The sequence below is a fragment of the Xanthomonas sp. JL1 genome (assembly GCF_038405005.1).
In genome coordinates this window covers 16,400-42,367 of sequence record NZ_JBBYGR010000050.1, presented here as the reverse complement: position 1 = coordinate 42,367, position 25,968 = coordinate 16,400, and the positions used below count along the sequence as shown (strand labels likewise).

The 25,968-nt window shown below is 64.9% G+C and carries 19 protein-coding genes, 2 other RNA genes and 2 pseudogenes; 4 read left to right on the top strand and 19 right to left on the bottom strand.

Features of this window, described 5'->3' with window-relative positions:
- Positions 1-145: pseudogene (locus WJW29_RS11830) on the bottom strand (IS630 family transposase); the annotation flags it as partial.
- A gap of 41 nt (positions 146-186) precedes the next feature.
- Positions 187-1,026 carry a glycosyltransferase family 2 protein gene (locus WJW29_RS11825; RefSeq protein ID WP_011407652.1) on the bottom strand — a complete coding sequence of 280 codons (840 nt, stop codon included), beginning with the start codon at positions 1,024-1,026 and terminating at the stop codon, positions 187-189.
- 610 nt (positions 1,027-1,636) lie between these two features.
- On the opposite strand from WJW29_RS11825, the gene WJW29_RS11820 reads away from it, so the two are divergent.
- Positions 1,637-2,794 carry a phosphotransferase gene (locus WJW29_RS11820; protein WP_011407650.1) on the top strand — a complete coding sequence of 386 codons (1,158 nt, stop codon included), beginning with the start codon at positions 1,637-1,639 and terminating at the stop codon, positions 2,792-2,794.
- Positions 2,795-2,829: 35 nt separating this feature from the next.
- Positions 2,830-4,992 (top strand): TonB-dependent receptor, encoded by a 2,163-nt coding sequence (locus WJW29_RS11815; RefSeq protein WP_011407649.1) that lies wholly within the window; start codon positions 2,830-2,832, stop codon positions 4,990-4,992.
- A gap of 189 nt (positions 4,993-5,181) precedes the next feature.
- Here the strand turns inward: WJW29_RS11815 and WJW29_RS11810 are convergent.
- A non-coding RNA gene (locus WJW29_RS11810) (sX9 sRNA) lies at positions 5,182-5,253 on the bottom strand.
- A gap of 114 nt (positions 5,254-5,367) precedes the next feature.
- Here WJW29_RS11810 and pnuC point away from each other — a divergent pair.
- Entirely contained in the window at positions 5,368-5,943 is a 576-nt protein-coding gene (gene pnuC, locus WJW29_RS11805; RefSeq protein ID WP_011407648.1) for a nicotinamide riboside transporter PnuC, read from the top strand.
- A 105-nt stretch (positions 5,944-6,048) separates the two neighbouring features.
- On the top strand, positions 6,049-6,777 hold the full coding sequence (locus tag WJW29_RS11800) for a UTRA domain-containing protein (RefSeq protein ID WP_011257733.1): 729 nt from the start codon (positions 6,049-6,051) through the stop codon (positions 6,775-6,777).
- Between the two features lie 283 nt (positions 6,778-7,060).
- On the opposite strand, the gene WJW29_RS11795 is transcribed toward WJW29_RS11800, so the two are convergent.
- The 16 genes and pseudogenes from WJW29_RS11795 to WJW29_RS11720 form a co-directional block, all read right to left on the bottom strand.
- Positions 7,061-7,140, bottom strand: a non-coding RNA gene (locus WJW29_RS11795) — sX9 sRNA.
- Between the two features lie 60 nt (positions 7,141-7,200).
- Positions 7,201-8,040 carry a hypothetical protein gene (locus WJW29_RS11790; RefSeq protein ID WP_011257732.1) on the bottom strand — a complete coding sequence of 280 codons (840 nt, stop codon included), beginning with the start codon at positions 8,038-8,040 and terminating at the stop codon, positions 7,201-7,203.
- Positions 8,037-10,349 (bottom strand): type II secretion system secretin GspD, encoded by a 2,313-nt coding sequence (gene gspD, locus WJW29_RS11785; protein ID WP_011257731.1) that lies wholly within the window; start codon positions 10,347-10,349, stop codon positions 8,037-8,039. The genes WJW29_RS11790 and gspD overlap by 4 nt, the downstream gene beginning before the upstream one ends.
- Positions 10,346-11,161, bottom strand: coding sequence for a type II secretion system protein XpsN (xpsN, locus tag WJW29_RS11780; RefSeq protein ID WP_011257730.1), 816 nt, complete (start codon positions 11,159-11,161; stop codon positions 10,346-10,348). Before xpsN ends, gspD begins: the two co-directional genes overlap by 4 nt.
- A complete protein-coding gene (gspM, locus tag WJW29_RS11775) occupies positions 11,151-11,804 on the bottom strand; it encodes a type II secretion system protein GspM (protein WP_011407646.1) in 654 nt (217 codons plus the stop codon). The genes xpsN and gspM overlap by 11 nt, the downstream gene beginning before the upstream one ends.
- Positions 11,788-12,909: a PilN domain-containing protein gene (locus WJW29_RS11770; RefSeq protein ID WP_011407645.1), complete on the bottom strand. Its 1,122-nt coding sequence runs from the start codon at positions 12,907-12,909 to the stop codon at positions 11,788-11,790. The genes gspM and WJW29_RS11770 overlap by 17 nt, the downstream gene beginning before the upstream one ends.
- Positions 12,906-13,757, bottom strand: coding sequence for a type II secretion system protein GspK (locus tag WJW29_RS11765; RefSeq protein WP_011407644.1), 852 nt, complete (start codon positions 13,755-13,757; stop codon positions 12,906-12,908). The genes WJW29_RS11770 and WJW29_RS11765 overlap by 4 nt, the downstream gene beginning before the upstream one ends.
- Positions 13,754-14,389, bottom strand: coding sequence for a type II secretion system protein J (locus tag WJW29_RS11760; RefSeq protein WP_011257726.1), 636 nt, complete (start codon positions 14,387-14,389; stop codon positions 13,754-13,756). The genes WJW29_RS11765 and WJW29_RS11760 overlap by 4 nt, the downstream gene beginning before the upstream one ends.
- Entirely contained in the window at positions 14,386-14,802 is a 417-nt protein-coding gene (locus tag WJW29_RS11755; RefSeq protein WP_011257725.1) for a prepilin-type N-terminal cleavage/methylation domain-containing protein, read from the bottom strand. Before WJW29_RS11755 ends, WJW29_RS11760 begins: the two co-directional genes overlap by 4 nt.
- On the bottom strand, positions 14,799-15,308 hold the full coding sequence (locus WJW29_RS11750) for a GspH/FimT family pseudopilin (protein ID WP_011257724.1): 510 nt from the start codon (positions 15,306-15,308) through the stop codon (positions 14,799-14,801). The genes WJW29_RS11755 and WJW29_RS11750 overlap by 4 nt, the downstream gene beginning before the upstream one ends.
- Before the next feature lie 9 nt (positions 15,309-15,317).
- Positions 15,318-15,749 carry a type II secretion system major pseudopilin GspG gene (gspG, locus tag WJW29_RS11745; RefSeq protein ID WP_011407642.1) on the bottom strand — a complete coding sequence of 144 codons (432 nt, stop codon included), beginning with the start codon at positions 15,747-15,749 and terminating at the stop codon, positions 15,318-15,320.
- A gap of 267 nt (positions 15,750-16,016) precedes the next feature.
- Positions 16,017-17,234, bottom strand: a complete 1,218-nt coding sequence (locus WJW29_RS11740; protein WP_011257722.1) for a type II secretion system F family protein — start codon at positions 17,232-17,234, stop codon at positions 16,017-16,019.
- Positions 17,234-17,413: a hypothetical protein gene (locus tag WJW29_RS11735; protein ID WP_041181968.1), complete on the bottom strand. Its 180-nt coding sequence runs from the start codon at positions 17,411-17,413 to the stop codon at positions 17,234-17,236. Before WJW29_RS11735 ends, WJW29_RS11740 begins: the two co-directional genes overlap by 1 nt.
- Positions 17,410-19,137 carry a type II secretion system ATPase GspE gene (gspE, locus tag WJW29_RS11730; protein ID WP_012446069.1) on the bottom strand — a complete coding sequence of 576 codons (1,728 nt, stop codon included), beginning with the start codon at positions 19,135-19,137 and terminating at the stop codon, positions 17,410-17,412. Before gspE ends, WJW29_RS11735 begins: the two co-directional genes overlap by 4 nt.
- A gap of 129 nt (positions 19,138-19,266) precedes the next feature.
- A pseudogene (locus tag WJW29_RS11725) lies at positions 19,267-21,148 on the bottom strand (diffusible signal factor-reguated S8 family serine peptidase).
- Positions 21,149-21,368: 220 nt separating this feature from the next.
- The gene (locus tag WJW29_RS11720; RefSeq protein ID WP_011257720.1) at positions 21,369-25,166 is read right to left on the bottom strand and encodes an ESPR-type extended signal peptide-containing protein; all 3,798 of its coding nucleotides are present in this window, start codon (positions 25,164-25,166) and stop codon (positions 21,369-21,371) included.
- Positions 25,167-25,968: the final 802 nt, after the last annotated feature.

Sequence of the window (25,968 nt, the reverse complement as noted above, 5' to 3'; positions counted from 1 at the left end):
GCCCGAACGACGAGGCCACTTCGGCCGGCGATTCGCCTTCGCCCATCCGTTGCAACGCCATCAGGCGCATTTCTTCCAGCACTGCCCGCGATACCAAACGTCCGTCTCTCTTCTTCATGGATGGTTGGACAGCAGACACCGGCATTTGCTCCCTAATTTACTGACTTATGAGTAACGCACAGAAAGTCACTTCTTCTGCAACAAACGCGGCACCTGCGCAGCCGCATGGGTCCAGATCGCAAGCCAGACGCCGAGCTGCGTCATCAAGCCGCGGTGGCGAGCTTCGAACTTGCGGAAATAGCGCCACAATCCACGATGTTTGTGCCACTCCACGAAAAATGGCCGCGCGCGGCTGGAGACGCCGCGCACATGCACTACCTGCAGATCGTTGGCCACCGCAACCAGGGCACCGGCCTGGCGGGCACGCCGGCACAGGTCGAGGTCTTCGGCATGCAGGCGATAACTGCCGTCCCAGCCGTCCAGCCGGTCGAACAGGCTGCGCTGCATGAGCATCAACGCGCCGGAGATGGCGTCTACCGGCTGCAGGGCCCGCGACGGGTCGGCCGGCACCGTCAGATTGGCGGCAGCACGCGGCGCGCGCAGCATCGCCGCAAAATCCGGGTCGCGGCGGCGCACAGCCATATCCGGACGCCCTTGCTCATCCACCTGCTCCACTCCCAGCAGTACCGCCGGATGCCCCGCTGCGCGGTCGCATAGCTGCAGCAAGGTGTCGCGCGCGACCATCAAGTCGGGGTTGATAAAGACCAGCCAGGGCGCCTGCGAGTCGCGCGCGCCCTGATTGCACGCAGTGGCGAAACCGGGGTTATCGGGGTTGGCGATGAAATGCAGCCGCGCATCGGCCAGGGCATGACGCTGCACGACTTCCAGGGTGTCGTCGCTGGAAGCGTTGTCGACCACCCGGATCTCGCTGATGCCCTCGGCCGCGCGCAATCGCGACAGGCAGGCATCGATGGTGCTGCTGCTCTGATAGGTGACAACGACGGCGGCGATCTGGACGGCAGTCATCCGCCCATTATCCGGTGCCGGAGCGGCGCAGCGCCATCTCAAGTTCGCAGCTGCAAGCTACGCATCAGGCGTTGTCGCGGCTGCATTGCGTTGATATTCCCGGGCGGGCTGGACATTGCGCCACGCTCCTGCTTGCAGGCAGTCACTCGCGCCGTATGCGCTTGGCGGCATGGCGACCCATGCTGGCAAAGCGCATACTGCGCGTCGGGAGCCGCCGTGCGGTCTCCGTTTACGACATTTTGAGCGACCTGCAAAACGACTGCGCAGCCACCAGGCGGGCGCGGGCGGCACTCGATGCATGTAACGCGCGTACATCCGCTTCAGAGCACACCGCCCACACCCATCTGATCGCCAGTTGTTTTGCCAATCGCTTTTGGTGCACTCCCACACCTGATTGTTGAGATGACGGCTAGCGATCTTTCGGTTTCGCGCTGCCTTTTCATTCCCTGCATCGCCGCTGCCTGATGGCGGATGCGATGCGACGACGGCCTGGCAGCGCCGTTCTTGTCATTGCCGGCGCGAGTGCCGGGTCCGCCGCTTCGCCCCCTTTCCATTGGTCTATACCACTCACCGGGGCAGAGCGATCCGTGGGTCTGTCAGGAATCAGGCCATGAACGTGCCGCATCAGGTGCATGGCATGAGCCTGGAACTGGCGCTGCCGGACTGGCCGGTGCTCACCACCGATGAAATCCATCGCGTGCTGCATGGGTGTGCAGCCGCAGGCCGGCTCATTGCGGTGCGATGGCAGAGCGCGCGCCCGTTCTCGGCAGCAGCTTGCGTGGACGCTGAAAGCGGCCCGGTCATCGTCAAACGCCACCATCGCAGCGTGCGCAGCGTCGCCGCGCTGCGCGAGGAACACAACTTTATTGCCCATCTGCGCTGGGCCGGCGCGCCAGTGGCGGAGGTGCTGCACGACGCCCAGGGCTGCACCGCACTGACGTACGACGAGTGGGTGTACGAAGTGCAGCGCGTCGGCGCCGGGCGCGACCTCTACCGCGATGCATTGTCGTGGACACCGTTCACCGACGTGGCACATGCGCGGGCGGCCGGCGCTGCGTTGGCGCAACTGCACAGCGCCGCCCAGGGCTTCGATGCGCCGGTGCGCTCCACCAGCGTGCTGGTCGCCAACCTGCGGCTGTTTGCGCAGGCGGACCCGCTGCAGGCGTTGCACGATGCATTGCCAACGCGGCCGCACCTGGCAGCCGCCTTGCAATACCGCCCCTGGCAACACGATCTCGCCACCCATCTGCTGCCCTGGCATGCGCGCGCGTGGCCGCTGCTGTCTGCGCCGGGCGCGCTACCGCCGCTGTGGACGCATGGCGATTGGCACGCGTCCAACCTGCTGTGGGACACCGACGACGGGCACACCCGCGTCAGCGCCATCTTCGATTTCGGGTTGAGCGATTGCAGCAGCGCACTGTTCGATCTGGCGACCGCCATCGAGCGCAACCTCATCCCCTGGCTGCGCCTGGACACCGGCGCACGCGCGCAGGCCGAACTGGCACAGCTCGACGCGCTACTGGATGGCTATGCGCAGCATCGTCCACTGGATGCCAACCAGTTGCGCCGCCTGGCCGCACTGCTGCCGATCGTGCATGCCGACTTCGCCTTGAGCGAAATCGAATATTTCGCCGGCATCACACGTTCGCCCACCAACGCCGACATCGCCTATCACCGCTATTTGCTCGGCCATGCGGACTGGTTTACCAGCGCCGATGGCCAGCACCTGCTTGAGCATCTGCACGCGCGTGCGCGCCGGCTGCCGTGAGCGCCCTCATTTCTCTTTCCTGTCGAGCGTTGTCAATGTCTGCGACCTTCCCCCTGCTCTCCCGCTGCCCGCTCGCGCTGGTATTGGCGTTGTGCTGCACCCCTGCACTGGCGCAGCAGCAACCCGACGCCAATGCCGTCGAACTGGATGCGGTCAACGTGCGTGGCGAGCGCGTCGAGACCAGCACGGCATTGAGCGGATTCGGCGCAACCCGGCTGCTGGACGCACCCGCGTCGATCGCGCTCATCGATCGTCAGCAATTGCTCGATCGTCAGGCACGCGTGCTCAGTGAAGTCCTGCGTGCCGATGCTTCCGCTGGCGATGCGTATGCGCCCATTGGCTATTACGAAAACTTCGTGGTGCGCGGCTATTCGCTCAATGCCGCCAACAGCTACCGTATCAACGGCATGAGCGCGGTGGGCGAACAATCGATCGCGTTGGAAAACAAACAGCAGGTGCAACTCCTCAAGGGTCTGGCCGGGTTGCAGTCGGGCGTCAACGAACCGGCCGGGCTGATCGACTACCGCACCAAGCGGCCCGAGCACGTGCGCAGCGTGACCCTGGGCACCGACGAACAAGGCTCACGCTATCTCGCCGCCGATCTGGGCGACTGGTTCGGTGCCGAACGCACGCTGGGCGTGCGCATCAACGCCGCACGCGAAGACATCGACAGCGATGTCGATCATGCCGACGGCTACCGCAATTTCCTGTCGCTGGCCGGCGACTGGAAGATCACCCCGCAAGCGCTGTTGCAGCTGGACGTGGAATATCAGCATCGGCAACAGCGCTCGGTGCCGGGCTATCAACTGCTGGGTGGCACGCAGGTGCCGCGTGATATCGATGTGCATCGCCTGCTCGGCTACCAGCCGTGGGCACGTCCGGTGGAAATGGATTCGCTCAACGCGCAGTTCCGGTACGCCTACCAGTTCAACGACGACTGGCGCGCCACTGCCGACGCATCGCGCAGCCGCTCGACGATCAACGACTTCTCTGCGTTCGCCTGGGGCTGTTATGGCGCGGCAAGCTGCGCCGACTTCGCCACGCCGAACTTCTTCAGCGCGCAGGGCGAGTACGACGTCTACGATTACCGCAGCCCCGACGACACCCGCGTGCACAATCAACTGCGTGCCACGCTGGAAGGCCGTGTCGCTACCGGCGCGCTGGAACATCGCCTGAGCGTCGGCGGCGAATGGTTGCGCCGCACCATCGACCGTTTTGGCTCAGTCAACGCATTCGTCGGCAGCGGCAGCATCGACCGCGACCCGGAGGTGTTTGCGCAGACCGATGTGCCGCTGGCCCCAAAGCAGCGCCGACTGGATAGCCGCCAGCGCGCGCTCGTGTTGGCCGACCGCATCGGCCTGGGTGCGCAATGGGAACTGTCGCTTGGCGGGCGCTACGTGCAACTGGACGAACGCAGCTTCGATCGCGACGGCCTGCTGGAACGACGCATGCGCAAAGACACGGTGCTGCCGCAGGCGGCGCTGCTGTTCAAGCCGCAGCAGAACGTGTCGCTGTATGCCAGCTACGCCAAGAGCCTGGCGGCCGGCGGCACGGCGCCGTGGTTTGCCGATAACGCCGACGAGATCCTGCCGCCCACCAATGCATATCAGCTGGAAACCGGCGCAAAGATCGACCTGCAGAGCCTGCGCCTGGGCGCGGCATTGTTCGACATCCGTCAGGCCTATCAGTTCACCCAACCGCAGGCCGATGGCGGTCTGCTCTATGTGCAGCAGGGCCGCCTGCACAACCGCGGCCTGGAGCTGTCTGCCGACGGTGCAGCGACCCGGCAGCTGCGTCTGTTCGCCAGCATCGCAGCAATCCGCGCGCGTGCAGAAGACACCGACATTGCCGAGTATGAGGGCCATCAGGCGATCAACGTGCCCAAGCTGCGCGCCAGCGTGCAGGCCGATTACAGCGTGCCCGGCGTCGATGGACTGGCGCTGCTGGCCGGCGTGCAATACAGCGGGCGCAAGTTCGCCGACCGCCTCGGCAACGCCAGCGTGCCGGCCTACGCCGTGGCCAATCTGGGTGCGCGCTACGCCACGGCGCTGGGCGGGCTGGCGACCACCTGGCGTTTGAACGTGGACAACGTGTTCGATAAGCGCTATTGGCGCGATTCCGGCGAATATCAGGGCGATGCGTATCTGTTCCCCGGTGCGCCGCGCACTGCGCGGCTGACCGTGCAGGTGGATTTCTAGATCGCCATGGCATGCACTCGCTACATGCCTTCCCGTGCCTGCGCGGGAAGAACGCGCAAGTGATGCGCTGCTTGGCAGCGTCGGCCGCCGACGCATCCGCAAGATGCTGTGATCAGCGGCTTGTCACCTGCCTTGCTGGCATGTTGCGCGCCGTGCGTTTGCTGCACGCAGCATCCGGGTTCGAAGGGCGGCTACCAGGACCTAGCAAGCATTCGTCAGGCGGGTATGAACGGCGCTGCGGAACCGGAGTTTTTGCGAGATGTACGCCACACCGCGCACTGGACGCCCCTGCATGGCGACTGCGCAGTGGTTTTGTTAGCCGCCCTAAGTTGTCTTACGCATCTCCACCATAATCCACACCGCACCAGATCCCGTATGTCGCTGCTCGAATCCATCGCCGTCGCGATCAACCTGCTGGGCGTGTGGCTGACCGCGCGGCGCATTCGCTGGTGCTGGCCGGTGGGCATCGTGGCGGTGGCGTTGTACGCGTGGCTGTTCTATCAGTGGAAGCTGTACTCGGACATGCTGCTGCAAGGGGTCTATGTGCTGACCCAGCTCTACGGATGGTGGCACTGGCAACGCGGAAGCCCTGCAGACACGCGCATCCGCCCGCTGCCGATGCCGGTGATGGAATGCTGGCTCTCGCTGTGCATCGGCGCCGCGTTCGCTGCGTCACTCGGCGCCTACATGCATTACCGCACCGATGCGGCGCTGCCGTGGCTGGATGCGGCGCTTGCCAGTTTCAGCCTGGTGGCCAGCCTGTGGGCAGCACGCAAGCGTATCGCCAACTGGGTGTTGTGGATCGTACTCGACTGCGTTTATGTCGGCGTCTTCATCAGCAAGGGGCTGCACCCTACTGCCGCGCTCTACGCCGGCTTCGTGGCGCTTGCGGTGTACGGCTGGCGCAGCTGGAAAACCCAACAGAACCCGAACCTGGCTAGCGCACGCTGAGCCAGGCGCGTTTTGTGCACGCGTTCTTCTTTACCATCGCAACATGCACGCCTTCCACCTCATGGCATTGCCTAGATCCCGCGCCTTCCATCAACGGTTCGCCGCATGAGCGTGTCGCGCCAGCACACCATCACCGAAGCGATCTCCGCACAGATTGCAGCAGGCGAATGGGGTCAGGATCAACGCTTGCCGGTGGAACGCGCATTGGCCGAGCGGTTCGGCTGCACCCGCATCACGCTGCGCGAAGCCTTGCAACAACTTGAAGCCGAAGGCCGCATCTACCGCGAGAATCGTCGCGGCTGGTTCGTCAGCGCGTCGCGCGTGCGCTACGACCCCACCAGCATCGCCGGTTTCATGCAGTACGTGGCCGCGCAAGGGCGCAAGCCGCGCACCGAATTATTGAGCGCTACCAGACAGGTCGCGGGCGCTGCCTACGCTGCGGCATTGCGATTGGATAGCCCGTACGACGAGGTTTTCGTGCTGCAACGTCGGCGTTGGATCGATCGTCGCGCCGTGCTGCTGGAAACCAATGTGGTGCTCGCGGCCTGGGCGCCGGGCCTGCTCGAACACGATCTGGCCGGGTCGCTGTCGACGGTGTTCAACCAGCAACTCGGCCTGTTTCTCAGCCGCGCGCAACTGTCGATGCACCCGGCCGGTTTGGACGCAGCACAGGCGATGCTGCTGCAGTCCGCTCCCGGCACGCCGTGCTTCCGTCTGCAGCGGATCAGCTTTGCCGAAGATGGCCGCGCGGTGGAACTGGATATCGAATCCTGGCGTCATGACGCAGTGGATGTGGTGGTGCGGACAGAGGCACCGACGCGGTCGGCGCTGTAGCGACGGGAATCGGGAATCGGGAATCGGGAATCGGGAATCGATTAAGAGCATGCCTCGCCGTCATCTTGGTTGCGGGTGCGGCGCCTCATTACAGACTCATTGCAACTGTCGCGATGGATGCGGGTGGTGTGCTCGGAGCAGAGCGCACAGGTGGCACCTGCAGTGGCTGGCAGCGGCTGCACACGGATGCCGACTGTGCGGTGGTGTTTCGGTCGCTTGATCAAGTGCATCACTGTGTCGATCCGAGGACCCTGCGAAGCACGGTCGCGAGACGACCAAGAGCCGCTAACAACAAGACGTGGCGGGCAGCCGTCAGGTGGCCGTAGCCGGCGCACGGGAAACCGCAGTGGACGAGTGGTGTACGCCGCACAACGCACCGGGCGCAAACATCTGGCTGTGCGCGAAATTGCGTTGTCAGCTGCTCTACGCGTCGAACAACGCGCGTTGCGGATCCGGTGGCGGCAGGTCGGCCAGTAAGTGGGTCAGCTGATCGCGCTGCGCACGCAGCGGGTCGTGCATCAGGAAGTTGGCCAAACGGGCATGCCAGGCCGGCCAGCGGGTAGCCAAGGCATCCATGTCGCCATCGGCCGGGCGGCCCTCGTGTGGCGAGGCGACGAAAGCGGTACCGCACAACACATTGCGCCAGCCCAGCCCGCCCATGCGCAGACTCAAATCCACCAGCGCGGCGTACCACGAACCATAGCTGCTGGCATCCAGGCCGCCGGCCTTGCGCCGTGCAGCGCCACGCAACAGCACCGCGTGCCCGATCGCCGATGGAAGTTCCGGATGCAGCGGCGGCATTGCGGCACAGGCAGCGGCAAGCCGCTCCGTTGCATCCGGCATGGGGTTGAGTTCGCCCAGCCGCGGCCAGCTGCAGGCTTCGCCCACATTGCTCCAAGGCGTGGCGGTGGCAATCGCGGCGTCGCGTGCGAAACATGCGGTCAGTTGCTGCAACCACCCAGGCAACGGGCGGGCATCCACTCCGAGCACCACCACGTCGGCATCGCCGCAAGCGATGAGCATTTCGTCCAGATGCGCGACCTCGCCCAGCATGCGCTGGCGACGGGTGTGATGCGCCTGCAATTGCGTGCGCACCAGCCAATGCTCGATTACTGCGCGCCCACGCGGGCCAGCTTGCGCATCGTCGGCCAGCCATACCCGCGTGCCTGCGGGTGTGGCGGCATCCAACGCCCCCAGACATGCATCCAACGCCTCCTCGTCGGTGCCGACCGGCACCAACACGACCGGCAGCGCTGCACTCATTGCGGTTTCTGGCTGGGCTTCAGCGGCTCCATGGCCTTGAATTTCTGACCATATTCGTCGGTGAGATTGCGCGCTTCCTGCGGGTTGCGCACGATCGAGGGAGTGATCAGCACGATGACTTCGCGGCGGGCGCTGTTACGGCTCTTGGATCCAAACAGCGCGCCAACAACCGGTAGCTTGCTCAGGAAGGGAATTCCGTTACTGCCATCACTGGTCGTATCGTCGATCAGACCGGCCAACATGATCGTATCGCCGCTCTGCACGGCAGCTTCCGTCTTTACACGGCGCGTATTGATATCAACGTTACAAGCGGCGGCATTGACCGTCGCAGTAGCCGAAGTACAGGCAGCGGGACGATCACCAGGACTACTGACTTCCTGCACGATATCCAAGAACACCATGCCGTCCTTGGTCACACGCGGACGCACTTTCAGGATTACGCCAGTGTCGATGTACTGCACCGAGGAAAAGCTGCTGTCGCTTCCGAGACCGGTATTGATAGACGTCGAATTGATCGCAATACGTGAGCCAACATTCAGCGTTGCCTCGGCGTTGTTGCGTACAAAAACAGAAGGCGTTTGCAGAAGACGCACATTAGTCACCTCATCAAGTGCATGGATGATCGAGGCCGCATTCTTGCCCAAGAACGTCCACTGAGCGCCTTTTTCACCGGTGATTTTCCCAGCGATATCTCCCCAAATGTTTCTCCCTGCTGCGCTTGCCAAGCCGGCACCAGCGCCAATGCCGGTGCTATTGGCGGCCGAATCCGCTGCAGCATTCACCGAGTTCTCGAAGTACCAATTCACACCATACTGCAGCTTGCCAGTCAAATTCACCTCGGCCACCTGCGCTTCGATATGCACCTGCATCGGCATCACGTCGAGCTTTTCGATGACATCGCGGATCGAGCTCCAGGCCTGCGGCGTGGAGCGCACCAGCAAGGTATTGGTCTCGGCCACCGCCGATACACCCACCTTGTCGCCGGCCACATCCAGCGTCACCGCGCCGTTGCCATTGCTGCGCGGCGACAGCTGCAGGCTGCCGTTACCCAGACCACCACTGCTGCTGCCACCTCCACTGCTGCCGAAGCTGCTGCCCGACGAGCTGCCATCGCCGCTGTCGCCGATGCTGCCGCCGGTCATGCCGGAGCTGCCACCCATGCTGCTGTCGCGATTGCCGAGCGCGCCGCCAAGCACGCTGGTTTCCGACCCTGGCACCAGCGATGCATTGGAATCGCCGCCGCTGCTGTGGCCGCCGAACACTTCCGACAGACGATCCGCCAGGTCCTTGGCCTTGATGTACTTCAACTCGTACGAAAACAGCCGTACCCCGCCGCCGGCACTGTCGATACGGTCCAGCCACTGCTGGATCTGGTCCAGGTAGCGCGGCTGCGGAGTAATCACCAGCAAGGCATTGGCGTTTTCCAGCGGCATGAAGCGGAACATGCCGGCGCTGGGGGTCTTGCTCTGCTCGCCGAATACCTTCTCCAGATCGGCGCTGACCTTTTCGGCCTTGCCGGACTGGATCGGGAACACGCCCACCGACATGCCCGACAACCAGTCCACGTCGAAGATCTGCACGGTGCGCAGGTAGTTTTCCAGCTCGGCGCGGGTACCGCCCAGGGTGATCACGTTGCGCGCCGGGTCGGTACCGACGATGGCATTCGGGCGCGCATAGGGCTCGAGCACCTTCTTCATTTCGCTGGCCGAGATGTACTTCAGCGGCACCACGCGTACCTCGAAACCGCGCGCGGCCGAGGGCGAGGCGGTGCTGGGCGCGACGGTGCCGGCCAATGCCTGGTCGGCCGGCACGATGTTGTAGCGGCCACCGCTGAACACCATGCGGGCATTGTTCCAGCCCAGCACCATCTCCAGCAGGTTCAGCGCCTGCGCGGGCGAGACCGGATTGGGCGTGGCCAGGGTCACGGTGCCCTGCACGCCGGGCGCGATGACGTAGTTCTGACCAAGCATGTCGCCCAGGATGGCCTTGACCACGGCCTGCACCGATTCGCCTTCGAAATTGAAGGTAGCGCTGCCGCTGCTGGCCATGCCCAGCGTGGGCGCCGGCGCGGACGCGGCGCTCTGGTTGATCATGGTGCCGCTGCCGCGCCGGATCACCGGGCTGGGCTTGGCGCTGGCCTTACCGTCGGCACTCTGCTCGGCGGTGGTTTGAGTGGCGCCGGCAGCGCCGACGTTCGGATCCAAGCGCGCGTCGCGGCGCACGTCCGGCGGCGGAGTGGTGGCGCAACCGGCCAGCAGGCCAATCAGCAGGGATACGGGAAACAGGCGCGGCGTCATGCGTTCACTCATTGGGTCTGACCGGGGGGAGAGCCGCTCTGGCGCTGCTGTTGCAGCTGGCGGCGTCGGGCTTCGATGCGTTCGCGGATGGCACGCATCTGATCGTCGGAGGGGCGTGGAGCTTCCTGCGCGCCATCGCTACGCTGCGGCTGCACGGTTGGCAGTGCCTGCCAGCCGGGCTGTTGCACCGGCGGCACGGATTGCGGTTGCGGTTGCGGTTGCGGTTGTTGCTGTTGCGGCGGCGGCACGGCAACTGCCGCAGCGTCGGGAGACGGCACCGGCGCAGTCGCAGTACCGGCACCACGTGCGGCGGCATTGGCAGTGGGCGGCTGCCCGCCCTGGCCGTTGAACACGTGCAATTCCAGCGTTTGCGTGCCGCTGGGGCCTTCGATGGTGGCGCTACGCGGCTGCAAGGCGAGCAGGCGCCAGCCTTTGACCGCATCACCGCCCAGTTGCACGCGCACCGAATCCTGTGGGTCCAGGCTCAACGTCGCCATCTTGAAGGTATCGGTCAGCAGCACGCCGGTCAGGCGCACTGTCGAAGCAGCGCCGCTGCCGTCGTTGCCGGACAGGAAGAACGGATGCGGCAGGCGGTCTTCGGCGAACGCCGGATGCGCGGCGATTTCCGAATATTTTTCGAACGCGCCCAGGCGCTCCGGTGCCGGTGCCGGTAACGTGGGCAGGCGCTGCACCAAGGCCGGGTCGTCGGGCAGCAGCTCGACGCGCTTGCCCAGGCCGGCAACGGCCAGCGCGCACACCAGCATCGCCCACCCGACCACGGTGGCCAGCAACCAGGTGCGCAGGCCGATCATGTCAAGGCGCATTGCTGGCCTCCGCGGCGTTGGGAGCGGCAGGTGCGGTTTCGTTATTCAGCGGTGCGGCGCTGGCGCCCGGGCGCAGATAACCGGCCAGTTCGAAGGCAATATCCAGACCATTGCCGCTTTCGTTCGGCGAGAGCTGGTAGCGCTGCGCCATCACGTTGAGGTTGTCCACGAACAACCGCGGCGTGCCGTTTTCCAGGCTGTACAGCACCGAAGCCAGTTCTGGCGTGCCGCAGCGCAAACGCACTTGCACCGCCACGCGGGTGAAGCGGTTCTTGCTCTCGGGCTGCAGCGGCGAACGGTTGCTGATGGCGCAACTGCGGTTACCGGGGCTGGCTTCCACAACCGCGCGCTCGAGGCGCTGCACCAGCCCAGCGGAGGCGAGTTCGGCCGAGGTTTCCGGCAAAAAGCCTGGGCGGCTTTCCAGCGTCTGACGCGCCTGCCGCAGCCGCTTGCTGACTTCCGTTGCCTGCTGCAGCTGCACACGCACGCGCAGTTCGCGCTCGCGTAGCGCTTGCAGGTCGTCCTGCACCGCAATCATCGGTTGCGTGAACCACGGGTGCACCAGCACCAGGTAGGCCACGCCGAGCACCAGCAACAGCAGGCCCAAAGCGATCCAGCGATCGCGCTTAACGCTGCGTGGCATCGGCCGCCTCCTTCGCATCGGGGCCGGCAAGTTCGGCGGTGATGGTGAAGCGGTCGACGTTACGGCCGGCATCGCTCTGCAGCACGCCGGTCAGCGATGGCGTGCGCCACAGCGGCGAGCCTTCCAGACGACGCACCAGCGAAGAAGCTTCATTGCTCAATCCGATCAACTGCAATTGCCCGCCTTCGACTGAAAATTTTTCCAGATAGGTGCCACCGGGCAAACGCCGGCTCAGTTCGTCCCAGATCTCCACCGAGGTCGGGCGGGTCGCGCGTTGTTGCTGGAAGAACCGCGCGCCTTCAACCAGATCCATCAATTGCTGGCGTTCGGCAGCGACCTGGCGCGCGCGCGCGGCGTTGGCCTGCACCTTGGCGCGCAGATCGTCGGCGGCCTGGCGGCGATTGTCGAGCAGCAGCCAGCCGGCCACCGCCAGCAAGACCAGCGCTGAAGCGGCAAGCAGCAGATTCCAGCGCTGCATCGGGTCGCTGCGGCGCAGGCGGCGTGCCGGCGGCAGCAGGTTCACACCAAGTGGCAGGCCTTTCGCATCGGTGACATCGATGCCCGACAGCGCGCTGTTCCATGCGTCCGGCACACCGGCCGGGCCATCGATCATGCGCCGCGGCACCACCACCAGTTCGGCATCGAACTGGCCGTCTTCGCGCACGTCAAGCACGCGCGCATCGAAATACACCTGGTCGGCGGTGAACGGGGTTTGCCGATCGATCTCGAAACGCGCCACATCCTGCAACCGCGCCGCGGCCGCGGCAGGCAGGCGCAATGGCCGGCGCAGCGCGTGCGCGGCCGGCAACAGCCAATGCCGCGGCAGGCTTTCCAGCGCAGTCGGCAGCAAGCTATTCACTTCCTGCGGATGGACCGGCCACGGCAGACTGGCGACGCTGTCGCAGCTATGGTCGCGCTGGCGCAGCAACTGCAGCGCGTCGCCGTCCTGTTGCAACAACAGGCGTGCCTGCGACAAACCCAATTGCCATTGCCACCGCTGCGGCAGCCAGGCCAGCAGCGATTGTTGCCACCAACGCCAGAACCCTCCGGCTCCCGGCATGGCGCGTACGCCGATACGACCCAAGGTATCCCGCCATGCGGTCATTGCACTGCTGCTCCCTCTTCCCAACGCAACACGGTATAGGCCGACCCTGGTAATGCGGACGCGCCGGTCGACACCAACGCCCGCAACACAGCCTCGCGTCCCTGACTCAGTCGCGCCCGGCTCTCGATACTATAAGTGCCCGAGCCACCGATCGTCGCGTCGCTGCCCGGCAAACCCAGCGGCGCGTCACGCTGGGCCAGCAGTTGCTGCGCGTCCAGCCCCATCGCGGTGAGCACCGGGGCCGGCGCAAAACGCGCTTCAGGCCGCGAACGACCGCTGTACAGCGTGACGTTGGGCAACAGCTTGCGATACAGCTCGCCATCGATGCCCAGCACCAGGCGCAGTTCGCCCAGCGTTTCGAATGGGCTGTCTTTTGCGCCATACGGCAGACCGGCATCGGCGTAATCGCGATCTTCTGCGCCACCGCCGGGCTGGCTCAATGAATCGGTATCGCGCCAATCGACAATGGCACCGGCAATCCGGGTGGCGCTGGACTGGTCGCCACCGACCGCGCGCACCAGACCGGCCAGCAAGCCGGGCTCGGCCATGTTCAGATCCACCTTGCCGCTTTCATCGGTGATACGAATCTCCACGCTGGCATCGTCCATTTGCCAGCGATAGCGCCGGCCGTCTGGACGCCAGCGTGCCTGGGTGTCGGCGTCTTGCAAGCGAAACAATGCGTATTCCAGGCCAGCGCGCGCGTATTCCTGCGCCTGCGCGCCGTTGCGCAGCATGCTGCCCTGCAGTGCTTCCACGCGTGCAGTGAGCGCGAACGCACCGATCATCGCGGTGAGCAACGCGATCAACCACAACACCAGCACCAGCGCGGCACCGCGCGCGCGGCTCATTGCCCGGCCCCCGGGTTGCTGGATTGCGGCAACGCCACCACCATCGGCGGCCATGCGGCATCGTCACTGCGGATCTCGATGCGCACCATCAACGGCAAGCGGTCGTGCCATTCCCACTGCGGCAGCCACGCGCTCAGCCGGCTGGTTTGGGGATCCATACCGCGATAACGGAAATTCACCTGTTGCACGCCTTCGGCAAGTTTTTCCGGCGGCAGCGGGCTACTCTCTTCGATCGTCTTGCCGGATTGCAGCATGGTCAACGCAATCAGCAGGTTGCGCTGATCGCCATCGCCGGCCACCGACAGGTCGTGCAGATACGGCCCGCCGCGGCCAAGATAATCCGGTACGTCTGCGGCAAAGCGCAGGCGCTGCGGCTCGCCGATGAACAGGATCGGCTGCTGGCTTTGCGTATCGATGCCCATGGCGATCGGCAATGCCGCAGCCAAGCGCTGCCGCAGGAATTCTTCCACCGCACGCACCCGCTCGCTGCGTTGTGCGATCGCTTCGCCGCGCTGACTCACCGCACTGGCCGAGCGCAAGGTGGCAAACGCCAACGCCAGCCCACCGACCAACAACATCGTGGCCAGCAACACTTCGATCAAGGTGAAGCCCGCGCTGCGCGAACGGCTCATGACGGGTTGCCCTGCGCGCTGGCGGCCACCAGCCGCAAGGTGCGCCATTGCAGCATCTGATTGGGCTGCTCGCCCCAACGCACGACCAAGGTCAGTTGCAGCAGACGATGCGCGCCGGGCGATAGCGGCGCCTGCAGGTTGCGCCGCGGTTCGTCGTAAGGGCGCACATCCATCGACCAGCGAAAGTGGCCGTTCTCGAAGGTGCCTTGTTGCTGCGCGGGCTCCAGCGGCTTTTCGATGCCTTGCACCGCCAGCAGCGATTGCGCGTGCAACGTGGCGCGCGTGCTTTCATCGGCTGCGCGCACCTGGCGTGCGGCGCCGGACAACGACCCCAGCAACAGGCTCAATGCCAAGGCCAACAACGCAAAGGCGACGATCACTTCGATCAAGGTGTAACCGCGCTGACACTTCATGGCGATGGCGTCCGCAAGGGGCCCGAACGCACCTCGCCGGTGATCCAGCCCACGTCGACACGCCATCTGGCGTCCTTGACCTGCAAATCGATGCGCCCGCCGGTAGATGCGCCATCCGGGAAAAACTGGATCGCGCCCTGATCCTGCCGCGACTGCACCTGGCGCGCGCCAGTGAACCGGATCTCCAGCGACGGCGGCAGATCGCCATGATGGCCGCCGGGTGCTTCCCAGCGACGCTGCTGCGGGTCGATCAAGAACCGCTGCGGCGTGCCGGTGGCAATCGCCTGGGTGCGCGTATAGCGCAGTTGCGAGGCGATCGCCTTGCCGGCGGTGCGCAGGCGCATGCCGTCGATGCCGCCGTTCAGTGCCGCAGCGGCGAGCACGCCGGCCATTGCGATCAACGCGATGACCAGCAGCATCTCCAGCAACGAGGTGCCACGCGTGCGTGCCCGACCAGGGCCGCCCCCTCCATGCGGATGAAACAACGGCTGACACGCAACGCGCATGACGAGAGCTTATTGGTACTTGATGTCTGCGTCGTAACTGCTGCCACCGGGCTTGCCGTCCTTGCCCAGGCTCATCAGGTCGAACGGCTGACCGTCGCCGGGCACGCGGTATTCGATGGCGTGGCCCCATGGGTCGTTGAGTTCGGCCGGCTTGGCGTAAGGCCCCAACCAACCGCTGCTGTCGCCGGGCTGGGTGACCAGGTCATCGAGCTTGCTCGGCAACTTGCCGGTATCGAGCTGAAAATTCTCGATCTTGCCGGCCAGGGTCTGGATCTGCGACTTGGCCAAATTGGCCTTGCCGCGATCGGCGCCGCCGAGCACGCGACTGCCGACCAGCGTGAGGACCGCACCGATCAGCACGATGACGATGATGATTTCCAGCAAGCTCATGCCGGCCTGGCCTGCGCGCGACGGACTGCGGGTAATGGAACGCTTGATCATGAACGATTTCCTTGCACGTCGATGAAGGATGCCGCCGCCAACAAATGACACGGCGACCATTGCAATGGTTCCCGCATGGGTGTCGTGCGGTCACCGGAACGTTGTGGTGAATACGCTGCCCGGTCAAGACGACTGGCACAGCGCCGCGCGCGCTTGGCCGTTGGGCCCGGCGCGCGCGCAGGAGATGCAGTGTACGAGCGGTCCAGGCCGATTCCGAGCGCCGGCTGCGTTCGCCTGATGGCTGCACCGGTGCAGTGACCTCCGCTCTCAGCCGATTGCATTGGTGAGGTCATACAGCGGGACGAGTACTGAAATGATGACAAGCCCCACCACCGAGGCCAGCACCAGCGTGATGAACGGCACCAGCGCAGCCAGTGCGCGGTCGATGGCCTGCGCGGTTTCCAGCTCGAAGGTGTCGGCGGTCTTGAGCAGCATCGTATCCAGTGCGCCGGATTCTTCGCCCACCTGAATCATCTGCAGCGCCAGTCGCGGAAAGCGCTTGCCGCGTGCCAGCGACATCGACAGGCCATGGCCGTTCTTGACGTCGTCGGCCGCGTTAGCGACATCCTCCACCAACGCCAGATTGGACATCACATTACGCGCGATGCCGATCGCCGCCAGCAGCGGCACGCCATTGCGCAGCAAGGTGCCCAACGTGCGTGTCAGGCGTGCGGTTTCCAGCCGCGCGATGAGGCTGCCGACCACTTTCTGGCGCAGCAGCCATTCGTCCAGCGACGCACGGAATGCGGCATTGCGACGCTTGCGATCCAGCCACAGCCCCAGTACGCCCGGCACCACGATCAGCACCAGCCACCAGTCGCGCACCAGCAGGCCAACGCTCAACACCGCCTGGGTAAACCACGGCAGTGCCACATCCAGGCTTTCGTACATCTGCGCAAATTGCGGCACCACATAACCGAGCAGGAACAGCAGCGCGCAGCCCACCACCGCGAGCAGGATCGCCGGGTAGATCAACGCGTTGATCACCTTGCCCCGGAGCGCACGGCTGCGCTCCAGATAATCGGCCAGCCGTTGCAGCGTGTCCTGCATGCTGCCGCCGGCTTCGCCCGCGCGCACCATGTTGATGTACAGCTTGGAAAACAGCCCGTGCTGGCGCTCGAGTGCGGACGACAATGGCGCACCGCCGCGCACGGTATCGCGCACATCGCCGATCACCCGCCGGCTTTTTTCGTCTTCGGGCAGATCCATCAGAATCGACAGCGCGCGATCCAGCGGCTGCCCGGCCCCGATCAACGTCGCCAGTTGCTGGGTAAATTGCACCAGTGCCGCGTTATCGAACGGCTTCTTGCGCAACAACATGCGCAGCGATGGCGAATCGTTTTCGCCGGTGGCCAGGCGCGTTTCCACCGGCAGATGGCCCTGTTCCTGCAGACGCAACGCCACCTCGGCGTCGCTGGCCGCTTCCATCTGGCCGTCGAGCATTTCGCCGTGCGCGTCCAGGGCTTTGTAGCGGTAGAGAGGCATCAGACGGTGGGGCCGGGAATCGGGAATCGGGACTTGGGAATGGGCAACAGCGCATCGCAGCGCACTGCCGACATCGCGCACGCATCGCTGTCCACGCACAGCGAAGCCGGCGGATTGATGTGCTGGCGGGTCGTTGGTCCGGTGCCTGCAAAGCGCGTTCCTGCCAGCTTACCGATCACGCATCCTCCGTGACGCGCAGGACTTCTTCGATGGTGGTTTCGCCACGCAAGGCCTTGGACAAGCCATCCTCGTACATGGTGCGCATGCCGGCCTGGCGGGCCAGTTGTTCGATCTCGCCCATGCCGGCGCGGCGCATCACCGCGCGGCGCAATTCGTCGTTCATCACCAGGAATTCGACGATGGTGGTGCGGCCCAGATAACCGGTGGGTGCGGTGGCCGAGGGACGCGGCCGATACAGGAAAATCTCGCCCTCGGGCTGCAGACGGCGCAGATTGAAGCGTTCGATCTCTTCGGGCGATGCGGCGTAGCGTTCGGCATTGGCCAGATCGAGTTTGCGCACCAGCCGTTGCGCCAGGATGCCGTTAATGGTGGAGGTGAGCAGGTAATCCTCCACGCCCATGTCGAGCAGACGGGTGATGCCGCCGGCTGCGTTATTGGTGTGCAGCGTGGACAGCACCAAATGGCCGGTGAGCGCGGACTGGATCGCGATGCGCGCGGTTTCCAGATCGCGCATTTCGCCGATCATGATGATGTCCGGATCCTGACGCACGATGCTGCGTAGGGCGTTGGCGAAATCCAGCCCGATCTGCGGCTTGGCCTGGATCTGGTTGATGCCTTCGATCTGGTATTCCACCGGGTCTTCGACGGTGATGATTTTTACGTCGGAGGTGTTGAGCTGGCTCAACGCGGTGTACAGCGTGGTAGTCTTGCCCGAACCGGTGGGACCGGTGACCAGCATGATGCCGTGCGGTTGTTCCAGCACCTTGCGGAACTGCGGCAAAAACGCTTCGGTAAAGCCGAGCTTGTAGAAGTCGAACACCACCGTTTCGCGATCGAGCAGACGCATCACCACGCTTTCGCCATGCGCGGTGGGCACGGTGCTGACGCGCAGATCCAGCTCCTTGCCCTGCACGCGCAACATGATGCGGCCGTCCTGCGGCAGGCGGCGTTCGGCGATATTGAGCTTGGCCATGATCTTGATGCGGCTGATCACTGCGGCAGTGAGCTTGGCCGGCGGGCTTTCGCCTTCCACCAGCACGCCGTCGACGCGGTAACGCACCTTGAGCCGGCTTTCGAACGGCTCGATATGGATGTCGGAGGCACGCAGTTCCACCGCGTGCTGGATCACCAGATTCACCAGCCGGATCACTGGGGCTTCGGAGGCCAGATCGCGCAGCGCTTCGATGTCGTCGCTGCTGTTGGCATCGCCATCGGCGGTTTCGACGATGGTGCCCATCGCACTACGGCCCTGGCCGTACCAGCGCTCGATCAGATCGTCGATTTCCGAGCGCAAGCCAACCTGCAACAGCAGCGTGCAGCCCGTGGCAAGACGCACTGCATCGATGGCGTAATCGTCGTAGGGATCGGCGATCCACAGCTCCAGCCGGCCAGCGCGTTCGCCAACCGGGCAGAGATGAAATTGTTTGAGAAAGCGCAGCGACAGACTCTGCACTTCAGACAGCATTTCCGGCGGGGTGTCGCCAAGCTGGCGTACATCCACCAACGGCAGGCCGAGCACCTCGGCGCACGTTTCTGCATGATCGCGTTCGGACACCAGACCCAGGCGGCCGAGCAAGGTGAGCAAGCCCATGCCGGATTCGGTCTGCAATTGGCGCGCCCGCAGCAGATCGGTGTCTTTCAGACGACGGCGTTCAAGCAGCGCATCGACGATGCGCATTTCCGCATTTCGATGCTCGATAGGATCGACGGCAACCGCGTTCACACTCGTCTCCACTGGTCCGGCGCCGACTGTAGCAGTTTGCCGGGACGATCAACCGCACGCATCTGAATCGCCTTGAAAAGCAATGCCCCCGGTGATTGGCAGGGGGCATCGGCCACACTATTTCGCTACTTACTGTCGTGCAACGAGCGTCAGCTTCGCGTAGCTCGCCGCACAGACCAACTTGATGTAGTATGTGCCAGCCTTGGGTGCAGTGAAACGCACGGTTTCGCTGTTGCCCGGGCGGGTCGACTTGGCGTCGTAGCTGGTCGTGCTGGGCTCGGCCCCAAAGCTGACGTACATCGACACATCGCCGGTGCCGCCGTAGGTGATGAAGCTGAGCAAAGCACCGGCCTTGGCGTCGAAGCGGTACAGCGTGGAGCTGCCGGCGGCGCCGCTCAGTCCAGCCACCGGTGCCTTGTTGGTCAGTTCGATAGCGCTCGGTGCGCAGCTCTGGGTGGCCGGGTCGCACGGCTCTTCCAACACCGCTTTCAACGCGGCCTTGGCATCGACGATGCCGCTACCGATCGGGGTGCTGGCCGGCGGGGTCACCGGGAAGCGACGGCTGGTCTTCTTGAGCAGCGCTTCGACCGCAGCCGGGGTCAGCGGGCCTTTGCCCAGACCGATCGCCGCGCTCTGCACCAACGCCACGACGCCAGCCACGTGCGGGGAGGCCATCGAGGTGCCGCCTAAAGCTATATAGGGATAGCGATCCGAGGTCGGCGGGTGGCACCGGTGTAGCCGGCCTGCCAGATGTAACCGCCCGGATTGCCATCCACGCTACCACCGCCGCCCGGGCCGGACAGGTCGACCTTGCTGCCGTAGTTGGAGTAATAGGTGACGCCGCCGGTGATGCGCGTGGCGCCAACGGTGATGGTGTTATTGCAGCTGGCCGGCGAGTGGTTGGCTGCGTCGTCGCCGTCGTTACCGGCCGCGACCACCACGGTGGTGCCACGCGATACGGCGCCATTGATCGCCAGCTGGGTGGCCGAATCGCAGGGACCGCCGCCGCCCAGGCTTATGTTGATGACTTCAGAGGGTTGGTGTTGGCCGGCACGCCTTCAACGGTGCCGCCGGAAGCCCACACGATCGCATCGGCGATGTCGGAGCTGTAACCGCCGCAACGGCCAACCACGCGCACCGGCAGGATGCTCGCCTTCGGCGCCACGCCAGCCATGCCCAAGCCGTTATTGGTCGCTTCGGCCACGGTGCTAGAGACATGGGTGCCGTGGCAGGTGCTTGCCTGCGCTGTCGACCCGATTTAGCACACGTTGTCGGCCTCCTGCCAGTCGCCGTAATCGAGTGCGCCCGGCACGCGCGCATCGGTAGGACGACGCGAGACTTCAGCGTCGGTGATGAAGTCATAGCCCTGCAGGATGTTGCCGGCGAAATCCGGATGGCCCGGCAGGATGTCGGTATCCAGCACCGCCACCACCACGCCGGCGCCCTGCGACAGATCCCACGCGCCCGGCGCATTGATGCCGCCGTGGGGATTGCTCGGGTGCCACTGGTGCTGCGCGTACAACGGTTCGTTGGGAACAAGGTGCGGGCTCACATCGGCGGCGGCAACGCGCTTGCTGATGTCAATCGGGCGCAGCATGCGGTCGATCTGCACGTCGGCCACGGACGGGTCGTTCTTCAGCTCAACCACCACCTTGTCCACCTGCGCGGCGGTCAGCGTGCTGGACAGCTTGATCAGGTCCGAGCCAATGCCCAGCTTACGCACGTAAATCGCCTTGGCGACGGCAGCGCTGCTACGCGCACTGGTGCTGCCACCAACGCGGCCCACCGCGGCCTGCACGGCGATCAGCTTGCTGCTGCGATCGGTTGCAGCAGCGGTGTTGTCCTTGTAACGCACGATCAACCGGCTACCGAACGCTGCGCCGGCCGGGGCTGCCTGGGTCGGTTCCTTGACCAGCAGTTTGGGGGCGGCAGCGAGGGCGCCAGACGCACCAAAGGCCATCATCAGGATGGCGCCGGTCAGCGGGTTGAGACGGAAATTCTTGTCGATCACGGTGAAGTCGTCTTCGTATTTTTCGTGAATCAGGCTGGGAGCAGCCAGCGCAATCGCTGCGTCCCGCGGTGCCGTGCGCTGCGTCCTTGCCGGCCACCCCTGGTACAGCCATCACTCCATGCGAATCCGTTGGCCGGCCCAGCCACGGTCCTTGCCCGCTCCCTCAGGCTTTACACATCGCGACGGCGCACCTGGCGCCGCCGCGTTGATGCAATTACGCTTACCAGCCGAAACCGGCACCCACGCCAATCGAGCTGTCGCCACTACTGAGCGCGCCGCCCACGGTGACCGTGGCGCGCGGGCTGATGGCGCGCTGGTAGCCCACCGACAATGCGGATTCGCCGTTCTGGAAACCGACACCGGCACCGATGCGGTTCGGCGAAGCGATACCGGCCACGCTGGCGGACATGTTCAACATCGCCGAGCTCATCGCACCCTGGCGGTCCAGACGCCGGTTCTGACGGCGCAGACGATCTTCGATATCGCCCTGATAGCTTTCGAAGCTGTCTGCCATCGCATTGTAGCGGCTGTCGGTGTAGCTATTGGCGGCGGCAACGCCGTTGTCCAACTGGCCCTTGTTGACCGCATCGGTGGCACGCGTACCGGCGGCCACATTGGCTACCTGACGCTCGCCGCCGACGCTTCCCACCGACACCGTATTGGCACGATCGGCAACCGAGCCCTGACCCAGTGCGACAGCACCTTGTGCAGTGGCACGTGCGCCCTGGCCGATCGCGGTGCCGGACGCGGCGGTCACTTGCGCGCCATCGCCCATGGCCACGGCATTGGTGGCCACGGCCGCGATCTGCGTATTGGCACCTACCGCCGTGCTGCCGTCGGCATTGACGCGTGCATTGCTGCCGATTGCGGTGTCGTTGGCGCCATGCGCATACGCGCTGCCACCAATCGCCGTGCCGGTGACGTTGTTGGCCACTGCTGCCGTACCGACCGCCGTGGAGGTGGCTGCCGGCGTGATGCTGCCGACCACGGCGGCGGTGGGTGTGCCCTGCACACCGGCCGTTGCATCGATCGCAGTGCTTGCGACGTTGCTGGACACAGCGCTGACCGCAGTCGCCGCCATTGCCGGTACTGTTGCGGTGCGCAGCGACGCGGTGCGTGCTGCGGTGTTGGCGGGAGTGCCACCACTGCGTGCGTCCAGTTCGGTGACCTTGCTGTCCAACGCAGTCAATGCCGCACCGACGTTGTTGTAGCTTGCACCCTGGATCAAATAGGTCGGCGCCACGAACACACCCTGCGCACCGATCGCCGCACCGCCGCCGAGGAAGCTGGCTGCATTGCTCAACGACTCGAACAACTGGCCGCCGTTGATCGCATCGGTGCTGGCACTGGCAACCGCGCCGGCGCCCACATTGACGATACGGCGCGTGGCCGGGCCACCGCGACCGTTGCCGCTGCCCACCGACACCGTATCGGCATCGTAGGTGCTCGAGCCCGAGCCCAATGCCACCGAATCGGCACCGGTTGCACCGGCATTGGCACCCAGTGCCACGCCGTTGACTGCGCTCTGGCGCACGTACGAGTTGTAGCCCACCGACACCGCATTTTCGCCGATGACGTTGACCTGACGACCGACGCCGGTGCTGTTGATGCCGGTGGCCGATGCATCCACACCGATCAGACTGGCGCCCACCGCCTTGGCGCGGCTACCGCCACCCAAGGCCAGCGTGTTGTCGGCTAGCGCGGCTGCGCTCTGGCCCACCGCAGTGGCATTGACGCCGTCGGCATAGGAATCCCGGCCGATGGCGGTGGTGTAGTCCGCAGTGGCCCAAGCACCGGCACCGAAGGCCGCTGCGCCCTTGCCGGACGCTTGTGTCGGGATCCAGCCGGAGAACGCGCTGCCGCCGACGGCCACGCTCTCTTCGCCGGTGGCTTTGCTGATTTCGCCAATGGCGACCGCGCTGGCACCGGAGGCCTGCGCCGCCAAACCGACGGCGGTGCTGTAATCGCTCGACGCCACCGCGCTGTAGCCCAGCGCCGACGACAAGCGACCGTTGGATTGGCTGAAGCCACCTAAGGCGGTACTGCCGACATTGGAGGCGGTACTGTTGAAACCCTCAGCAATGGCATGAAGGTCGGACGCGACCGCTTTGCTGCCGAGTGCGATGGTGTAGGCCGAAAGCGCCTGCGCGCCCGCACCATTCGCCGTGGCGCCGATATCGCTGGCCACTGCGTTGCTGCCGACCGCGCTGCTGTTGTCGCCCAGTGCCCGCGCGGTGTTACCGAGCGCTGCCGCGCCGATGCCGTCAGCCACTGCGCCGACGCCCACTGCCGTGGCTTTGCGGACCACGGCATGCGCGCCCGCACCCAACGCGGTGGTGCCGGTACCGACGGCCTTGGCGCCCTCGCCTGCAGCCAATGCGTTTTCGCCCTCGACATAGGCACCGACATCTTTTTTGGCGCTGCCACTGGCCTTGAAGTACTTGCCGGTGGTTTGCGCGGTTTCGGCAACGGCGTTGAGCTGATTCAGATTCACCGCGTCGGTACCTTGCGTACCGGCCGCTACATTGGTGATCTGACGCTCGTTACCGGCTGCGCCGACCGACACGGTATTGGCGCGCGTGGCGACCGAGTTGGCGCCCAACGCAACCGAATTGGCGCCACGTGCGGTGCTGAAATACCCCAGCGCCGTGCTCAGTTCACCACTGGCCAAGGATTGCGGGCCCACGGCGGTTGCGCCTTCGCCCGGCGCATACGCGAAGTAGCCCACCGCGGTGGCTTCGGTGCCGGAGGCTTCGCTCAGCGTGCCGACCGCGGTGGCGTAGGTACCCGACGCAATCGCGCCGGCGCCAAGTGCAGTGGAGGCTTCGCCACTGGCCTGGGTCTGCACGAAGAGGCCCAGACCAGGAATCAGATCCACCGGACCGCCGACGGCAGTGCTGCTGGTGCCGCTGGCGCGGGTTTGCGTGCCAACCGCAGTGGCGTAATCGCCCGCCGCATTGGCGACCGCACCGAAAGCAGAGGCCTGCGCACCGGCCGCATACGCACCCACGCCGAACGACGATGCCGCAAAGCCATCGGCCTTGGCGCTGGCGCCAACTGCGGTTCCGCCGACGCCGGCGCTGGTAGCGCCGGTGGTGACCGGCACGCCGCCATTGGTGATCAACGGCTCGCCATCTTCATTCACTGCAGCGCCGCCCACGGCCACGCTGGCCGGGCCATTGGCCTGCGCGTTATGGCCGAAGGCTGCGCTGTTCTGCCCGGACGCCAGCGCATTGGTGCCGACCGCAGTAGCGTTCTCGGCCACCGCATTGGCGCCGGTTCCCAACGCTGTGGTCGCCGTGCCGACGGCATTGGCGCCCTCGCCTGCAGCCAGTGCGCTATCGCCTTCGACATAGGCGCCTACGCTCTCTTCGCCCGGGCTCGCCTTGAAGAACTGCGCGGTGTTTTCAGCAACATCGGCCACGTGGCGCAGCTGCGCCACGTTGACCGCATCGGTGGCATTGACGCCGGCAGTGACATCGGTGATGCGGCGCGTGGCCGGGCCACCGCGGCCGTTGCCACTACCGATGGACACCACGTCGTCTTCGTAGGTGCGCGAGTTTGCGCCGCTCACGCCGGCATTGGCACCAGGTGCCACGCCGTTTTCGCCGCTCTGGCGCACGAAGCTGTTGTGGCCGATGGCTAGGGCGTTTTCGCCGATCGCATTGGTCGGGCGGCCAATCGCACTGCTGTTGACGCCACTGGCGCTGCTGTCGGCGCCGGTGGCCACTGCGCCGGTTGCGCTGGCATGGCTATTGGCGCCGATGGCGGTGGCCTTGCTGGCCGGTGCCGATGCGCCGCGGCCCACTTCCACCGATTGCGCATTGGCGGGAAGCGGCGTGGCGAATCCGGCGCCACCCAGCGCCAGAGCGATGGCGGCAGTCAGTGCCAGGCGATGACGGCGATCGATGAACGAGGCTGACGCAACGGCTCCGGGGCTGTCACCACTAGACAGTTCCGAGGCGACGGCCCACACACCAAGCGATTTGTTCCAGACCTTGCGATAAATCTGATTCATCGGCGCACGATTCCTGAGTTGTTGGACTGATTTTTGGCGAACACCACGCAGCGAAAGGCTTTACAGCCTGCGACTCACCACGGTGATGCGCGCTATGGGCCTTGCGGCGGGACGGCTTGCGCCTGCTCCTTGGTTGGTCGAAAAGTGAACGCCACCCAACCATAGAGCTGAGCAAAGTGTTAACCACCATCATTTCAGGCGTCAAGTTTTTGACATTAAACAAAGAGAAGTGCATTTTTCATCACAGTTCTGGCTGCCTTTATTAGATTTTTTGATAAATCCTTGTAAAACAGCAACCTAGGCCATGTCCGTAGAGACATTTCAGGGCTGAATAGGCAGAAAAGGAAAAGACAAAAATTCCCGTTCACGGGACACCTGCAGACTTGATTGCGCAAATAAGGCATGGGTGGCGGGCTGTTTGTGTGCCAACGTGTCGCACGGGTAACACACCGCCATCTATCGCGTGGAGCACGCCCTGTCTCGCGCCAAGGAAATGACGATGCTGCGGGACAGCGGTGCCGAGCTTCGGATCATTGGCGCACCAACAGGCTGGCCGCTTCCATGGCGAGGCCCTCCACTGTGAGGGGCCTCGGTGGCGGCACGCAGTGTGATGAAGTGCCTCGTCTGGCTAATGCCGTGACGCATGGATGCATCGGCACCAAGACAGTTTTTGCCGAGGACGTCGAACTGCCCCGGCTCGCGCTCGTAGGCAGTCCACATCAGCTACGCAGTGCTGCATGCCTTGCATCTCCACGCGCAACAAGCCGGCGATGGCGACACCTGCGAACACCGTTGCGCTTTA

Excerpts from the sequence above, each read along its gene's own strand:
- WJW29_RS11740 (WP_011257722.1), bottom strand. The coding sequence starts at position 17,234 with ATGCCTCTCTACCGCTACAAAGCCCTGGACGCGCACGGCGAAATGCTC.
- WJW29_RS11790 (WP_011257732.1), bottom strand. The coding sequence starts at position 8,040 with ATGAGTGCAGCGCTGCCGGTCGTGTTGGTGCCGGTCGGCACCGACGAG.
- xpsN (WP_011257730.1), bottom strand. The coding sequence starts at position 11,161 with ATGCGCCTTGACATGATCGGCCTGCGCACCTGGTTGCTGGCCACCGTG.
- WJW29_RS11750 (WP_011257724.1), bottom strand. The coding sequence starts at position 15,308 with ATGCGCGTTGCGTGTCAGCCGTTGTTTCATCCGCATGGAGGGGGCGGC.
- WJW29_RS11825 (WP_011407652.1), bottom strand. The coding sequence starts at position 1,026 with ATGACTGCCGTCCAGATCGCCGCCGTCGTTGTCACCTATCAGAGCAGC.
- WJW29_RS11770 (WP_011407645.1), bottom strand. The coding sequence starts at position 12,909 with ATGACCGCATGGCGGGATACCTTGGGTCGTATCGGCGTACGCGCCATG.
- WJW29_RS11815 (WP_011407649.1), top strand. The coding sequence starts at position 2,830 with ATGTCTGCGACCTTCCCCCTGCTCTCCCGCTGCCCGCTCGCGCTGGTA.
- WJW29_RS11765 (WP_011407644.1), bottom strand. The coding sequence starts at position 13,757 with ATGAGCCGCGCGCGCGGTGCCGCGCTGGTGCTGGTGTTGTGGTTGATC.
- WJW29_RS11760 (WP_011257726.1), bottom strand. The coding sequence starts at position 14,389 with ATGAGCCGTTCGCGCAGCGCGGGCTTCACCTTGATCGAAGTGTTGCTG.
- WJW29_RS11820 (WP_011407650.1), top strand. The coding sequence starts at position 1,637 with ATGAACGTGCCGCATCAGGTGCATGGCATGAGCCTGGAACTGGCGCTG.
- WJW29_RS11720 (WP_011257720.1), bottom strand. The coding sequence starts at position 25,166 with ATGAATCAGATTTATCGCAAGGTCTGGAACAAATCGCTTGGTGTGTGG.
- WJW29_RS11755 (WP_011257725.1), bottom strand. The coding sequence starts at position 14,802 with ATGAAGTGTCAGCGCGGTTACACCTTGATCGAAGTGATCGTCGCCTTT.
- WJW29_RS11800 (WP_011257733.1), top strand. The coding sequence starts at position 6,049 with ATGAGCGTGTCGCGCCAGCACACCATCACCGAAGCGATCTCCGCACAG.
- gspG (WP_011407642.1), bottom strand. The coding sequence starts at position 15,749 with ATGATCAAGCGTTCCATTACCCGCAGTCCGTCGCGCGCAGGCCAGGCC.
- pnuC (WP_011407648.1), top strand. The coding sequence starts at position 5,368 with ATGTCGCTGCTCGAATCCATCGCCGTCGCGATCAACCTGCTGGGCGTG.
- gspM (WP_011407646.1), bottom strand. The coding sequence starts at position 11,804 with ATGCCACGCAGCGTTAAGCGCGATCGCTGGATCGCTTTGGGCCTGCTG.
- gspD (WP_011257731.1), bottom strand. The coding sequence starts at position 10,349 with ATGAGTGAACGCATGACGCCGCGCCTGTTTCCCGTATCCCTGCTGATT.